The 14,777-nt window shown below is 38.2% G+C and carries 10 protein-coding genes; 6 read left to right on the forward strand and 4 right to left on the reverse strand.

The annotated features are described in order from the left end of the window. Window positions 1–2: 2 nt before the first annotated feature. Together AYS37_RS07325 and rocF are read right to left on the reverse strand one after the other, a co-directional pair. On the reverse strand, window positions 3–2,528 hold the full coding sequence (locus AYS37_RS07325; RefSeq protein ID WP_000549154.1) for a TonB-dependent receptor family protein: 2,526 nt from the start codon (window positions 2,526–2,528) through the stop codon (window positions 3–5). A 349-nt stretch (window positions 2,529–2,877) separates the two neighbouring features. After that, window positions 2,878–3,846 carry an arginase gene (gene rocF, locus AYS37_RS07330; RefSeq protein WP_000604435.1) on the reverse strand — a complete coding sequence of 323 codons (969 nt, stop codon included), beginning with the start codon at window positions 3,844–3,846 and terminating at the stop codon, window positions 2,878–2,880. A gap of 203 nt (window positions 3,847–4,049) precedes the next feature. On the opposite strand from rocF, the gene AYS37_RS07335 reads away from it, so the two are divergent. Together AYS37_RS07335 and AYS37_RS07340 are read left to right on the forward strand one after the other, a co-directional pair. Continuing rightward, window positions 4,050–5,192, forward strand: coding sequence for an alanine dehydrogenase (locus AYS37_RS07335; protein ID WP_000152140.1), 1,143 nt, complete (start codon window positions 4,050–4,052; stop codon window positions 5,190–5,192). Between the two features lie 121 nt (window positions 5,193–5,313). Then, a complete protein-coding gene (locus AYS37_RS07340; RefSeq protein WP_001062386.1) occupies window positions 5,314–7,020 on the forward strand; it encodes a DUF262 domain-containing protein in 1,707 nt (568 codons plus the stop codon). A gap of 10 nt (window positions 7,021–7,030) precedes the next feature. On the opposite strand, the gene AYS37_RS07345 is transcribed toward AYS37_RS07340, so the two are convergent. After that, the gene (locus tag AYS37_RS07345) at window positions 7,031–7,759 is read right to left on the reverse strand and encodes an outer membrane protein (RefSeq protein WP_000713155.1); all 729 of its coding nucleotides are present in this window, start codon (window positions 7,757–7,759) and stop codon (window positions 7,031–7,033) included. 185 nt (window positions 7,760–7,944) lie between these two features. Here AYS37_RS07345 and AYS37_RS07350 point away from each other — a divergent pair, with 185 nt between their 5' ends. From AYS37_RS07350 to AYS37_RS07365, 4 genes are read left to right on the forward strand one after another with little or no spacing between them, the layout of a single operon-like run. Next, entirely contained in the window at window positions 7,945–8,799 is an 855-nt protein-coding gene (locus tag AYS37_RS07350) for an NAD(+)/NADH kinase (protein WP_001874794.1), read from the forward strand. 13 nt (window positions 8,800–8,812) lie between these two features. After that, complete coding sequence (locus tag AYS37_RS07355; protein ID WP_001204485.1) at window positions 8,813–10,381, forward strand: DNA repair protein RecN; 1,569 nt, start codon at window positions 8,813–8,815, stop codon at window positions 10,379–10,381. 2 nt (window positions 10,382–10,383) lie between these two features. Next, window positions 10,384–11,691: an NFACT family protein gene (locus AYS37_RS07360; RefSeq protein ID WP_000667868.1), complete on the forward strand. Its 1,308-nt coding sequence runs from the start codon at window positions 10,384–10,386 to the stop codon at window positions 11,689–11,691. An 18-nt stretch (window positions 11,692–11,709) separates the two neighbouring features. Continuing rightward, on the forward strand, window positions 11,710–12,006 hold the full coding sequence (locus AYS37_RS07365; RefSeq protein ID WP_000539108.1) for a hypothetical protein: 297 nt from the start codon (window positions 11,710–11,712) through the stop codon (window positions 12,004–12,006). Window positions 12,007–12,236: 230 nt separating this feature from the next. On the opposite strand, the gene AYS37_RS07370 is transcribed toward AYS37_RS07365, so the two are convergent. Then, window positions 12,237–14,777 (reverse strand): ATPase, T2SS/T4P/T4SS family, encoded by a 2,541-nt coding sequence (locus tag AYS37_RS07370; protein WP_000655388.1) that lies wholly within the window; start codon window positions 14,775–14,777, stop codon window positions 12,237–12,239.

Here is a 14,777-nt window from a genome sequence, read left to right on the forward strand (position 1 = left end):
CTTTAGAAAGTGTAGTTCAAATACGCTGTAACCGATCTTCCAGGCGCGGGTTGCAAGCCTGCAGGGCTAGAGCCAATCCCTGTAAAATAATACTTCATGTTGAAGATGTTGTTGATTTGCAAGCTTCCTGTAACTCTGTGTCGTCCGTTTTCCCAAAAAATTTGGCTCACTTGGATATTCCACACCCAATACCAAGGCAAGAGCCCTTCATGCTGGGTCATACACCAAGCTTCGCATTGATAGCCGCTATTAAGAACGCTTTCATAGTTGTTCCCCCCACTATAATATTGCATCCCATAATAGCCTCCTGCTGCGCTGTTGCTAATCCCACTATAAGCACGGCTATAAAAATAGCTAGAAATACCAATGGTGGTTTTACGCCAATTGTAACGAGCGTCAAGAATGAACTGGAAAGGGCTTACAAAAGGGAAATGCTTGTTATAGCTAGTCCCTTTTAGCACATCCCCGTTCAAGTCTGTTAAAGGGCCATGGCTGGTTACACGAGTGTCAATGTAGTTGAAAGCGGCATGGAATTGCAACCCTCTAATAGGCCTGTAATACAATTCCAGCTCCACGCCTTGAGAATAGCCATTAATGGGGCGCACATTACCTTTCATGGGGCCGCTTGTATAGACTGAATACTGCCCGGTGGCAAAATCGCGTGCCCAAATCCTAAAGTAGTCCGCATTGAAGCTGAATTTATCTTTATAGGTGTAGCGTGCTCCTGCTTCCACCGTGTCAAAGTGTTGGGTGAAATACTCCGCTCCTCCATAGCTCAAAACGTCTAATTGAGGCGGGACGAAAGAGCGTTGGTAGTTGAAGTAGGTAAGCACATTGTGATCGCCTTGCACAGGGATAAAGCCAATGTTGGTTGAGGGCATCCAATTGTTCATGTGCTTGATTTTTCTTAAATCCTTCTCAGGGATTTGCGCCCAATTAGCCGCATTTTCGTTGTTGTATTGCACAAAAGCGTAGCGCAAACCAGGCACGATGAAAAAGCGCCCGTCCCAAGCTTCAATGCGATCGCTCAAATAAACTGCTGTGTAATTGTTGCGCCAGTTATTCCAGTTTCTATAAACGCCATGCTTGATGTGGGGTTTCCAACCGCTCATCACATTAGGACCCTCACACAAGAATCCTGACCCCTCACCGCTCGTTTTGGTGGCGCATTCATTGGTGTTTAAGTATTGGCGCTGTAAAAAGGTGGTGGTCATGAAACGCAAGCCCATGATAAAGGTTTGCTTGACTTTCCCGGTATTGACGATCAGATTCACTTTAGGTTCAAAAGCGTTGTTAATGGAGCGCACAGGGTTTTCTACCTCCGCCCAGCCATTGTAGTTAGTGGCATAATAAGGCACAGCCAAGTTATACCCTGCCGGAAGTCCCGCCGCCCTGCATGCCGCTTCGCTAAAACAAGTAACCATGTTAGCGCTATTGTAGCTAGAGCTCACTTGAAAGTCCCTAGTCATCAACTGCCCATAGTAGGTGAAGCTAAAAGTCCCGCCCACTCTGTCTAAATCCCCGAAGCGGTTTTCATACACAGCCCCAAAGCGTTGTGAACGCCCGCCTTTTTGGTTTAAGGGGCGCAAATTAGCGAAGCGGTTTATTTTGTAATCTTGCTCGCTGAGCGATCCCGGTTGGGCGATAGCAAAATCGTAGTATTGGTAATAGGCTTTAATCCCATTGCTTTCATTGATGTCATAGACCCCATCCAGCCAATAGTTTGAAATACTAGAGGGGCTATTGTCCCTAAAGCCTTGGCCTCTAACCCAGTTAGCTTGCGCTTGGATACCCACATGCTTATTGATCATCCCTCCGCTCCTCACATAAGTGTTATAGAGGAGGTTGTTGCCTAAAGACTTGATGAAAGAAGGATCGCCGGTTTTATCAGGGGGAGCGGCAAAACCGGCGTTTCTAGCCTTAGCCCAATAAGTGATCCTTTCAGCCGCTTGGTTTTCCCATTGAGTAGGAATGGGCTTAGTGATGATATTGACAATACCCCCATAAGTGTTAGGCCCATACTGCACGCTGCCTCCACCTTTAATCACATCAATGCGATCAATGGCTTGAAAGGTAACGGGGAAAATGTCTAGCTCAATGTGGGCGTAGGGGGCCATATAAACAGGAATACCATTAACTAACATCAGCGTCGCATCGCTATGCCCTGAACCCCCCGCTCCAAAGCCACGGATTTGGATAGTAGGCATAGCCCCTACGCCTGTGGCATTCCTAATTTGCAGACCGGGGACATTCTGTAAAGCTTCTTCAATGCTTTGGTTAGCTTGTTGGGTGAGCGCTTTGTTAGAGATCACCGTGCGGCTTCCTGTGTATTTTTTCACTTCTTCATCTTGCCAACTCTTAGGCGCGGTAATCCCGCTATAACCCAAATTGACCTGCCCAGAATAATCAGATTTATCCTTTTTCCCGGCAGTAGAAACCTTGCCCAAAGTGTAGTCTTTATCCTTAGCGAACAAAGACTCTTGGCAAATCAAGCTGGCAGTTAAAGCCAACAGAACTTTTTTGTGCAACGCAAACTCCTTGTATTTTGAGAGATTAAAATGCTAAATTATTTAAGTTTTTTGAGTATAGTTACGCAAACGCCAATAGCAGTCGTAGGTAATAAAAACTAAAAAAACTTAATAACATGCAGGATTTTATGATAAAATTCTTAAATTTTTATTAATCCTATGAAAATCTTTTTTTTTGATTTTGCTGATTTTGCTCAATCTCTAGTAAAAAATACCCATTTTTGACACACAGATAGCTTGCATGCGTTCTCAAAACGCACAAGACATTTTTTGACGCTCAAAGCGGTTTAATTTTCCATCTAAACACTGCCCCTTTTTTCAATTTTTTATCGTTTGGTTTGAAAAGCGATCAGCGACTCATTGTAAAAGATCGCTCCTTGTCTTTAATTTTACAGCGATTGATGATGAGATCCAAGATTTCTAAAACCTGCTTTTCTTCTTCATCGGTGTGTTTAGCGCTCACCGTGGGGTTGTATTCGGTTACCTCAAGCGCTTTTAATCGGTCTTTAAAACTTTCTAAAAGCAAGCCCAGTAATTGCTTTAATTCATCAAAACTCAGCCCGTTATTTTCACGCACGCCGGTAGAAGTGAAAAGCTTGCCATCCATAATGTCTAAATCCAAGCTAAGGTAAATAATATCCACCGCTTTTAACAATTCTTTAGTTTTTTGAACCACTTCTTGCATGTTTTCTCTTATCGCGCCCACGCTAAATAAAGGGATTTGCAATTCCTTAATCACATCTCTTTCGCTCTGTTCTGTGCTTCTTACCCCAAAATACACCAAACATTTAGGATCAATTTCTAACCCTCCCTTTTCTAACCCCAAAGAGCAAAGCTTTTGCCATGCCTTTTCTTCGCTCTCGCTCATGCGATTAACCCCGCTACGGACACGATTTAAAACCATGCCTAAAGGCATGCCGTGAATGTGCTTTGTATCGCTGTCATAAGCCGTATGAATATCCGCATGCGCGTCTAAATACAAAATCCCTATTTTTTTGTCTTTATGAACGCTCCTAAAGGCTTGGAAAATCCCAAACATGTTCGCATGCTCTGAGCTTAAAATCAAAGGGAATTCTTTTTTCTCAAACACTTCTTTCATGCAAGGGATCAGATTTTCTTTACAAAAAAGGTAGTAATCTTCAAAATTATTAGCGTATCTAAACTCTTTATAAAGCACGCACCGCTCTTGAGTGATCGTTTGCATGCCTTTAATCACATCGCCATGCGTTTCGCTCAAAGCTTCTCTCAAACGCCTAACCCCTTTATCGGTGCCTCTTTTTGACGCTCCTAATTCCGCTTCTAATCCTACTAAAATCATTTTATAACTCCTTTAAATCCCCACTCATATTTTTTATTCTAAACTAAAATCAACAATCAATTATTAATAAGCAAATGGATAATAAATAGAACAATTTCATTGTGTAAAAGAGTAAGACTATTTAGCTTTTTAAAAGAAAGATACCCAATCGTTTAATGGAGTGAGTATAATCATAACTGACACTACTATATTAAAGGATTAACATGACTATTGGGCTAGTTAAAGAAAGCATGGATTTAGAATCACGAGTGGCTTTGGTGCCTGATGATGTGGTGCTAATCGTTCAAAAGGGCGTGGAGGTTTTGGTGGAAAATAATGCCGGCGCTAATAGCGGTTATAGTAACGAAGCGTATGAAAGCGTGGGGGCTAAAATCGTGGATTCTAAAACGGCGTGGGGGCAGGATTTGGTGGTCAAATGCAAAGAGCCTTTAGAGCATGAATACCCTTTGTTGAAAGAAAAAGCCACGCTGTTTAGTTATTTGGATCTAGCGTATCAAAAAAGCTTGTGCGAAATGTTTATAGATAAAAAAATCACTTCTATTTGCACTGAAACCATTGCCGGGCCTAAAAACGACTACCCTATTTTAGCACCTATGAGCGTGGTGGCTGGGAGGTTGGCCGCGCATTTAGTCCAGCATTATTTATTGGCTTTAGAGCATGTTAAGGGGTTTATGGGTAAGGGGGTCATGCTTGGGGGTTTATCGGGCGCGCAAAGGGCTAAAATCGTTGTGGTTGGGGGCGGTGTGGTTGGCATGGAGAGCGCGAAAGTCTTAAGCCAAATGGGGGCTAAAGTAACGATTTTAGAATTAGACTACGCTAAATTACAAAACCACCCCTATTACCATTTGTATGATTTAGAAGTTTTAAGCGTGAATGAAGCCAATATTATTCAAGCCTTAAATGGGGCGGTGGGGCTAGTGGGAGCGGTGCTGGTTACAGCGAGCCAAACCCCTAAAGTGATCTTAAGAAGGCATTTAAAATACATGCAAAAACAAGGGGTAGTCATTGATGTGGCTTGCGATTTAGGGGGGTGCATAGAGACCATACACCAGACAAGCCATTCTAACCCGGTGTATGTGGAAGAGGATTTGTTGCATTATGGCGTGCCGAACATGCCAGGGATTGCCGCTAAAACGAGCTCTACGGCTTATAGCCATGCGAGCGTGCCGTATTTGTTGTATTATTTAGAGCATGGCTTGAAGGGTTTTTTAACAGCCAACACTAAAATCGTGGCGAACACGCTTGGAGGCTTGAGCGCTTATAACGGCTATATCACCCAAGAAGGCATCGCTAAAGCTTTCAATCTAGCGTTCAAATCGCCTTTAGAGGTTTTAAAGGAGCTTTAAAAATAAGCTTTAAAAAAGAGCATGGCGATAAACCATGCATCTTCATGCGTAGAAATATTTCAAAAAAAAAAAAAACACTTTTTAATGTTATAATCTACCCTAAATCATACAAGGGGTTTTTATGGCAAAAATTGATAGCTATGAGTGGTATCTAAAAAATACTTTAAAAGAAGAATTCTATTACCAAATCCCTATCTACCAACGCCCTTATCAATGGACTAGAGAAAACTGCGAAAAGCTTTTAGACGATTTGTTTGAAGACTATGAAGAGGATAGAGAAAGCGATTATTTTTGCGGCTCATTAGTCTTAGTCAAATCCGATCCCAATTCCAAAACCGAAATCTATGATATTGTGGATGGCCAGCAACGCTTAAGCACTTTCATTCTGTTGGCAAAAGTTTTAGCCGATCTTTATAATGATTGTTTAGACCCTAAGAATTTAGAACATTTACAAGAGGGTTGGAAAGATAGGCATACAGAAAGAAAACGACTGAGTTTTAACACTATAGGGTCTAACGCTGAATATGATTTTCAAGATGCATTAGATTTTTTTGATGACCCTCATCATGTAAGTAAAAATGATGAAAACAATTACTTAAAAAATGCGGTTTGTTTAAAAGACTATATCAGGAAAAAAGAGATTAAAAACATTAACGATTTCATTGAGTGGCTGTATTCTAATGTTAAATTTATCACCATTATTTGCCCAAGTATAGACAAGGCGTTAAGGATTTTTAGTATTTTAAACGCTAGGGGTTTGCCTTTGAATGCGACAGATATTTTTAAGGGAGAGTTGTTAAAAGAATTGGCTAAAGAAGAGGATCAAAAAAAGCTTGTGTCTCGTTGGAACGCCTTAAGCCAAAAATGCTCAGATAATGATTTAACAATGGAGACATTATTCAGCTGGCATTTGACCTATCTCGATCCGGTAACTTCTAAAGAAAAAATGGAAAAAAGACTCGTTACTTGGTTTAAAAATCTTAACAAAACCCCTTTAGAATACCTTAAGGGCATAGAAAATTTCTATAACGCTTATGGTGAGGTGTTAGAAATGCAAGACCGACACGCTCATTTGCTCTCGTATAAAGACGATGATCATTTATGCGTTATGTTGTGTGCCAGTTTGTTGCACCGCTATAGAGAAAGCGAGATAGAGGCTTTAAAAGAATTGTTGGTCAAGTTTTATTACCAAGATTGGGTTGCAGGGCAGACAAAAACCACACGCAGCCAAACTTGTTGCAACATCATTAATGCCCTAAAAGAAAAGAAAAGCGTAGAGAACATCGCTTCTATTGTGAAAAAATATTTTAAGGATAAAAATATCACGCAACGCTTTAAAGAAAACCTGCAAGACAGCAAATTGTATGAAAAATTCTACTTCGCTGGTAAATCCGTCAAAAAAAATTCATGGCTCAAACCCGTTTTCATTTTAGTGGAATATTTCATGAGCGATGATCCCAGACCTAAACGCATTGAAAAGAACGATTTTCATGTTGAACACATCTTACCCCAAAACCCCAATCCTTCAAGCCAATGGGTTAAAGACTTTAGCGAAGAAGAAAGGGAATTATACACGCATTCTTTAGCCAACCTCACGCTTTTAGGGGGCACGAAAAACTCTCAAGCTTCAAATTTGGATTTCAAAGATAAACAGAAAATCTACATGGGGGAAGAAATCAAGTTAAACAAAAAGAAACCTTCTAATGTGATGACTTGCTATAAGATGACCATAGACATTGCACACAAATACACAGAATGGACGCCCAAAAGCTTAGAAAAAAGAAAAGAAGAGTTGATTAAACGCATTGAAAGCGTTCTAACGCTCTAGGGACACACCCCTAAAAAGTGAACACATAATTCACATACCACGAATACACGCGCCTAAACCCTATATCCAAATTTTTTGCAGTGATATAGGGGTTTTTCTTTAGCATGGGGAATTTCACGCCCGCTTCAATGCTGGAATGTTTTAAGATCCTTAAGCGAGCCCCCACATTGAATAAAAATTGGAAAGAAGTGGCTTTTTTGCTCACCAAAGCTTGCTCCACTAAAATGCCCTCAAAACTCGGCGTCGCCATAAGCCATGAATTGCCGGCCAATTGCACCCCACCAAAAGCCCCCAAACTCATGATGCCGTTATTAATTACATTGACCATCACATCCATAGCCCCTCCATAAGTGAGCATGTTTGGCTCAAAGGTTTTAGGATCAGCAAGGCTCGTTAAACGATTGATTTCTTGTTTCCCAAGAATTTGACCCGCCAATTGCGCCACTTCGTTGTTATAGTTAGGGTTTTTAAGCCTAATAGAATTAGCGTGGGCGTAGTCAAAAAACCCATAAAGGCGTAAGCCAAAGTATTTCCCAAAGAAAAACTGATACCCTAAAAGCGCATCAAAGCCCTTGATAGTAGCGTTAGTGGCTTGTTTTTGAGAATTAATATCCGCATGCATTTGGGCTTGTCCTTGCAAATAACCCGCTCCTAAAAAAACGCCATTATTATCCATCGCTGATAGCGCGTTCATAGAAGCAATCAAAGCTAATAAAGATTGAGAAAAAAATTTTTTCATTTATGATTCCTTAAAAATAATTTTTTGTTACTTAAAAAGAATACCCAAAAAACAATTAAAAAAGTTTGAAAAATGAAACATAGCGAAAATAAAAACTTTTCATGAACTTTACACAAGATGATAAAAAAGCAATTAAAACCCCCTTTTTTAAAATTTTGTTTCAAGCTTTAAGCTACAATATACGCATGAAAGATTCACATCAAACTATCGGCGTGTTTGTGCGGCCTACCCATTATCAAAACCCCCTTTTTGAAGAGCTAGAGCAGGCTAAAGAATGGGTTTTAAAGCTTTTAGAAGATGAGGGGTTTGGAAGCTTTATGATTGATAGCCTTGATGGGGCAAAAGATGCGCGATTGATAGAAAAAGCTTACGCGTTTTTGTGTTTAGGGGGCGATGGCACGATTTTAGGGGCTTTAAGAATGACGCATTCTTACAACAAGCCATGTTTTGGGGTTAGAATTGGGAATTTAGGGTTTTTGAGTGCGGTTGAATTGAACGGCTTGAAAGATTTCTTACAAGATCTCAAGCAAGATAGGATCAAATTAGAAGAGCATTTGGCTTTAGAGGGCCGTATTGGAAACACCTCTTTTTATGCGATCAATGAAATCGTGATCGCTAAAAAAAAAGCTTTAGGGGTTTTAGACATCCAAGCTTATGCAGGCCATACGCCCTTTAACACCTATAAAGGCGATGGGCTTATCATTGCCACGCCCTTAGGCTCGACCGCTTATAATTTGAGCGCTCATGGGCCGATTGTGCATGCTTTAAGCCAAAGTTATATTTTAACGCCCTTGTGCGATTTTTCTTTAACGCAACGCCCTTTAGTGTTAGGAGCGGAATTTTGTTTGAATTTTTGCGCTCATGAAGACGCTCTTGTGGTCATTGATGGGCAAGCCACCTATGATTTGAAAGCCAACCAACCTCTATACATTCAAAAAAGCCCCACGACTACCAAACTCTTACAAAAAAATTCAAGGGATTATTTTAAAGTGCTTAAAGAAAAGCTATTATGGGGGGAAAGCCCTAGCAAAAAAAGATAAAAGGGTAAAAAACATGCGAGATTTCAATAACGCTCAAATCACACGCTTAAAAGTGCGTCAAAACGCTGTTTTTGAAAAATTGGATCTAGAGTTTAAAGACGGCTTGAGTGCGATTAGTGGGGCTAGTGGGGTGGGAAAAAGCGTTCTTATTGCGAGCCTTTTAGGGGCGTTTGGGCTTAAAGAGAGCAACGCTTCAAACATTGAAGTGGAATTGATCGCGCCTTTTTTAGACACGGAAGAATACGGCATTTTTAGAGAAGATAACCACGAACCTTTAGTCATCAGCGTGATTAAAAAAGAAAAAACGCGCTATTTTTTAAACCAAACAAGCCTGTCTAAAAACACGCTCAAAGCGTTATTAAAAGGTTTGATCAAACGCTTATCTAACGACAGATTCAGCCAGAATGAACTCAATGATATTTTAATGCTCTCCTTACTAGATGGCTACATTCAAAACGAAAACCAGGCGTTTAGCCCCCTTTTAGGTGCACTTGAAGAAAAATTCACCCATTTAGAGAAGCTGGAAAAAGAAAGGCGATCGTTAGAGGATAAAAAGCGTTTTCAAAAGGATTTAGAAGAGCGTTTGAATTTTGAAAAAATGAAATTAGAGAGGCTGGATTTAAAAGAAGATGAATACGAACGCCTTTTAGAGCAAAAAAAATTGCTCTCTAGTAAGGAAAAATTGAACGATAAAATCGCTCTGGCGTTAGAGGTGCTAGAAAATACCCATAAAATCACGCATGCTTTAGAGAGCGTGGGCCATAGCGCGGAGTTTTTAAAAAGCGCTTTAATGGAAGCAGGCGCTTTGTTAGAAAAAGAGCAGGCTAAATTAGAAGAGTGCGAGTGTTTGGATATTGAAAAAGTGCTAGAAAGGCTTGGCATGCTAAGCGGGATCATTAAGGATTACGGGAGTATTATGCATGCTAAAGAACGATTAGGGCATGTTAAAAACGAATTGCATAACCTAAAAGAAATTGATAATTATTGCGAAACTTACCACAAAGAAATAGAACAATTAAAAACTGAATGCTTGAAATTGTGCGGAGAAATAAGCGGCTTTAGAAAAGAGTATTTAGCTGGTTTTAACGCTCTTTTAAGCGTTAAGGCTAAAGATTTGCTTTTAAAAAGCCCTAGTTTGATCTTAGAAGAAGCCCCCATGAGCGAAAAAGGCGCTCAAAAACTCGTTTTACATTTACAAAATTCCCAATTAGAGACCTTAAGCTCCGGGGAATACAGCCGTTTGAGGTTGGCGTTCATGCTTTTAGAAATGGAGTTTTTAAAGGATTTTAAAGGCGTGTTGGTGTTAGATGAAATGGATTCCAATTTGAGCGGTGAAGAGAGTTTGGCGGTCTCTAAAGCCCTTGAAACCTTAAGCAGCCATTCACAAATCTTTGCCATTTCGCACCAAGTCCATATCCCAGCCGTTGCTAAAAACCATATTTTGGTGTTTAAAGAAAACCACAAAAGCCTTGCAAAAACCCTTAATAACGAAGAGAGGGTTTTAGAAATCGCGCGCATGATAGGGGGGAGCGAGAATATAGAGAGCGCAATTTCTTTCGCTAAGGAAAAATTAAAGGTGTGATGATGAAGTTTTTTCTTTTAAAGAAATTCAGCGAATTTTTAAACACCCAAACGCATTTTAACCTCAAACGCTTGAACGCGTCCAGCTTTTTATTAGAAACTTTTTCTAAAGAAAAACACGCCTTTGTTGTGGATTTGAGCGCGCCTTATATCGGTTTGTCAAAAAAACCCCCAGAGAGCGTTTTAAAAAACACCCTAGCGTTAGATTTTTGTTTGAATAAATTCACTAAAAACGCCAAAATTTTACAAGCAAACATCATTGATAACGATCGAATTTTAGAAATCACAGGTGCTAAAGATTTGGCCTATAAGAGTGAAAATTTTATTTTGCGTTTAGAAATGATTCCTAAAAAAGCCAACCTCATGATTTTAGATCAAGAAAAATGCGTGATAGAAGCCTTTCGTTTTAATGATAGGGTCGCTAAAAACGATATTTTAGGGGCATTGCCTCCTAATGCCTACGAGCATCAAGAAGAGGATTTGGATTTTAAGGGATTGTTAGACATTTTAGAAAAAGATTTTTTATTTTACCAACACAAAGAACTAGAACACAAAAAAAGTCAAATCATCAAGCGATTAAACGCCCAAAAAGAACGCTTGAAAGAAAAATTAGAAAAACTAGAAGATCCTAAAAATTTACAGCTTGAAGCGAAAGAATTGCAAACTCAAGCCTCGCTATTACTCACTTACCAACATTTAATCCATAAGCATGAAAGTCGCGTGGTTTTAAAGGATTTTGAAGATAAGGAGTGTGCGATTGAAATTGATAAGAGCATGCCCTTAAACGCTTTTATCAATAAAAAATTCACTCTCAGCAAGAAAAAGAAACAAAAATCGCAATTTTTGCATTTAGAAGAAGAGAATCTAAAAGAAAAAATCGCTTTTAAAGAAAATCAAATTAATTATGTTAAAGGAGCGCAAGAAGAAAGCGTTTTAGAAATGTTTATGCCGGTAAAAAATTCCAAAATCAAACGCCCGATGAGCGGGTATGAAGTGCTGTATTATAAGGATTTTAAAATCGGTTTAGGGAAAAACCAAAAAGAGAATATCAAACTCTTACAAGACGCAAGAGCGAATGATTTGTGGATGCATGTAAGAAATATTCCTGGATCGCATTTGATCGTTTTTTGCCAAAAGAATACGCCCAAAGATGAGGTCATTATGGAATTAGCCAAAATGTTGATTAAAATGCAAAAAGATGCGTTTAATAGTTACGAAATTGACTACACGCAGCGAAAATTTGTCAAAATCATCAAAGGAGCTAATGTCATTTACTCAAAATACCGAACTATTAGTCTAAAGGACACTTAAACACTTAAGGAGGTTAGCATGGGTGTTTCCGCTTTAGGCAATGTAACTTATATCAATCAAAACGCTCCTTTAAATTCTGCTATCCAACAGGGTGCGAGAAGTGATATGCTGGATTTAGCGCAAAGCTTTCAAAGTAAGCTTGAATTAGCCCAAGAAACAAGGGCGTTAGAAAACATGCAAGCTATTAGCGATAAGGACTCTAAAGAAGGCTCCAAAAACCGCTATCCAAACAGCCAAAGGGCTAAGGCGTTTGGCTTGGAAGAAGAAGAAATTGAATTGTGGCATGAAGAGCATTTGCTGGATATTGTGGGGTAGGGTTAAACTAAAGGGTTAAGATAACTTAAATGGATTTTTTTAATTTGGTTTAAGTAGAACTTGATGTAGGTTTTACTTAATTATTATATTTATACTTTTTTTCTGCTATTAAAATAATTTAAACAATAAACATAAAAATATTTTTTATGTTGACTTACTATTATATTTATGATATTGTATAACCTATGTTAATGAAAGCTATAACTTTAAAAGCATATAGAAAAGGCTTTTTAAAAGGATACACAAATGAGCGAACCATTATGATTAAATTTCAAATGGATTAAATAATCTATTCCAGCACAAAAATAGTTTAAAAGAGCGGTTGGATTTACTTCATTTCTGCTTATTGCCATATTCATAGAGATGGCTTCAAAGGCATCTTTAGTGCTATTAGCATGTAAAGTGCTTATCATGCCACTATGTCCTGTGTTAGAGAGCCTTAAAAATAAAGAAGTGTTTCTTGTGTCAAGTTCGCCAAGCAAAAGCCTTTTAGGTGTCATTCTCATAGCAGAGTTTAAAGCTTGCTCATAGGTAAAAAAGCTATCTTCATTTTTTCCTACCAAAATATTAACTTGATTAGGATTTTCCATATGTAATTCAGGACTATCTTCTATAGTAACTACTCTATCTTCTAAAGAAATAAAATTGAGTAAGCAGTTTGCAAAAGAAGTCTTACCGCTACTTGTCCCACCTACAATAAGCATGTTTTTTGCATCTATTACTGCATTGATAATTTGTTGATAAGTCATGTTTTTCTCTAAACATTTTTGAGAAAATTTAAAGCTCTCGATTGGGAATTTGAAAAGACTAGGTATTCTAATGTTGATCGCAATATTGCTATTAGCAATAACACTAGGATGTAAAGCATGCACGCGAAATTGTGTGTAAGGTATAGAAGTAGCGAGCTGTGGGTGTTTTAAATCAAACATTTGATTTCTAAAATTCGCTAATTGTTCGCAAAAAGTGATCAAGTAATCTTGACTGAACCTTTCATCAGCCACTAATCTCATAAAAGAGCCTTTAGCTAAATAAAACTTGGCGGTGCTTTTTAACTTGCTTATGACTTCAGACATAAACTTTTCATAACTAGCTTCACCTCTCATGATTAAATCCAAACATTCTTCAAATTGTTTGGTAGTGCTTCCTAATTTGCTCTTATCCTTGCTTGTAAGAGCGATGAAATCCACTTCTTTATCTTTTTTGAAAAATGAAATCACTTCTAATCCTTGACTAGTAGGGGTGATAGCGTTAGTTTTTGTATCAATGCTAATATATTTACGCTTCAAAAGAAGATCTAAGAAGATCGCATAAGTGCTGGGACGACCAATCCCCTCGCTTTCTAATAAGGGAATAAAGGCACTTTCTTTATAAGGTTTGGGACTGGGTTTTTCTATTTTTTTAATAAAAACTTCTTTTAACGGGACACTATCATTTTCTTTTAATGAAAAGTTTTCTATTTCACTTTCTTGTTCTTCCTTGTTAAGTTCTTCTTTGCCTTGAATGAGTTCTTCAATCTCTAAAAAACCCTTTTCTTTTAAAAGTTTGAAAGAGAGCTTAAAACTCTCGCTTTTAATTTTAAAGATACAATCATATTGATTGTATAAGGCGTTTCTACTTTGAGAACAAATTGTATTGGCATAAATAAGTTGATACAACTTCAGCGCTAATTCTTCGCTTATTTTAGCGTCACTGCACACTTTTTCTAAGTCTTTTAAAGCATGCAGATGTGTAATTCTTATGGCTTCATGCGCTTCAGCTTGTGAATTTTTACCAGCCTTATATTCCCTATATTGATAAACACTCGGATAAATAGGTTCAAAAAACGCTTCATGTTCTTTGAGATACCCAGGACTTAAAAATTCACTATCAGTTCTGTGATAAGTGATGAGACCAGCTTCAAAGAGTTTTTGAGCAAGTTGTGCGATTTCTTTAGTGGGTATTTTTAAGGATTTGCTCGCTTGGGATAAAAGTTTAGAGGTGGTGAAAGGTTTTTTGGGTTCTTTATTGGATAGACTTTCTTTTAGTGAAACTAGAACACTCATAGAGCCTAATCCGTCCTTTAGATCTTGTAAAAATTGAGATGCTTCGTTTTTGTCTTTAAATTTAAAATCCACTAGTTCGTTTTTTTCATTCGCCCTTACATGCTTAATAATCACTTCTTTTTCATTGTACACAATACTAGCTTGGATTTGATATTCTACTTTTTCTTCAGCATCCAACTTATCAAAATCCCTTATTTCTTGATCTCTTTGGCAGATTAAAGCTAGAGCTGGAGTTTGCACTCTACCAGCGCTCAATTCACTAAGATTTAAACTTTTTTTTAAATAGCTTGTTAGAGCAAATCCAACGACCTGATCGCTTGCAATTCTGCCTAAGAATGATTGGTATAAATTAGTGTTAGAACGAGAAAATAACACCGCATTTTTTAAGCCCTTTTCAATACCGCTTGGTGTGATCTCATGAAATTCTGCACGATAAATTTCACTAGCTACATTTTTAATTTTTTCATAAAATTGATAGCCAATACCATAGCCCTCTCTATCAGGGTCAGTAGCGATATAGACTTTTTTGTCCCTACAAGCATTGATTAAAAAATTTATTTTCTTAGCCTTGTCTTCTTTGATTTCAAACTTACAAGCAAAATTATTTTCAATATCTACGCCTATAAGGTTAGTAAAATGCCCTATAGTTGCATAAACTTCCGCACCTGTTAGTTGTTTAATCTTTTCAACCTTATTAGGGCTTTCAATGATAATCACGCTATCTTTCAT

It is taken from the genome of Helicobacter pylori NQ4053, from assembly GCF_000274605.1.
GTDB lineage: Bacteria > Campylobacterota > Campylobacteria > Campylobacterales > Helicobacteraceae > Helicobacter > Helicobacter pylori_CV.

Coding starts and splice junctions, on each gene's coding strand:
- AYS37_RS07360 (WP_000667868.1), top strand. CDS start 10,384: ATGAAGTTTTTTCTTTTAAAGAAATTCAGCGAATTTTTAAACACCCAA.
- AYS37_RS07345 (WP_000713155.1), bottom strand. CDS start 7,759: ATGAAAAAATTTTTTTCTCAATCTTTATTAGCTTTGATTGCTTCTATG.
- AYS37_RS07370 (WP_000655388.1), bottom strand. CDS start 14,777: ATGAAAGATAGCGTGATTATCATTGAAAGCCCTAATAAGGTTGAAAAG.
- AYS37_RS07335 (WP_000152140.1), top strand. CDS start 4,050: ATGACTATTGGGCTAGTTAAAGAAAGCATGGATTTAGAATCACGAGTG.
- AYS37_RS07350 (WP_001874794.1), top strand. CDS start 7,945: ATGAAAGATTCACATCAAACTATCGGCGTGTTTGTGCGGCCTACCCAT.
- AYS37_RS07365 (WP_000539108.1), top strand. CDS start 11,710: ATGGGTGTTTCCGCTTTAGGCAATGTAACTTATATCAATCAAAACGCT.
- AYS37_RS07340 (WP_001062386.1), top strand. CDS start 5,314: ATGGCAAAAATTGATAGCTATGAGTGGTATCTAAAAAATACTTTAAAA.
- AYS37_RS07355 (WP_001204485.1), top strand. CDS start 8,813: ATGCGAGATTTCAATAACGCTCAAATCACACGCTTAAAAGTGCGTCAA.
- rocF (WP_000604435.1), bottom strand. CDS start 3,846: ATGATTTTAGTAGGATTAGAAGCGGAATTAGGAGCGTCAAAAAGAGGC.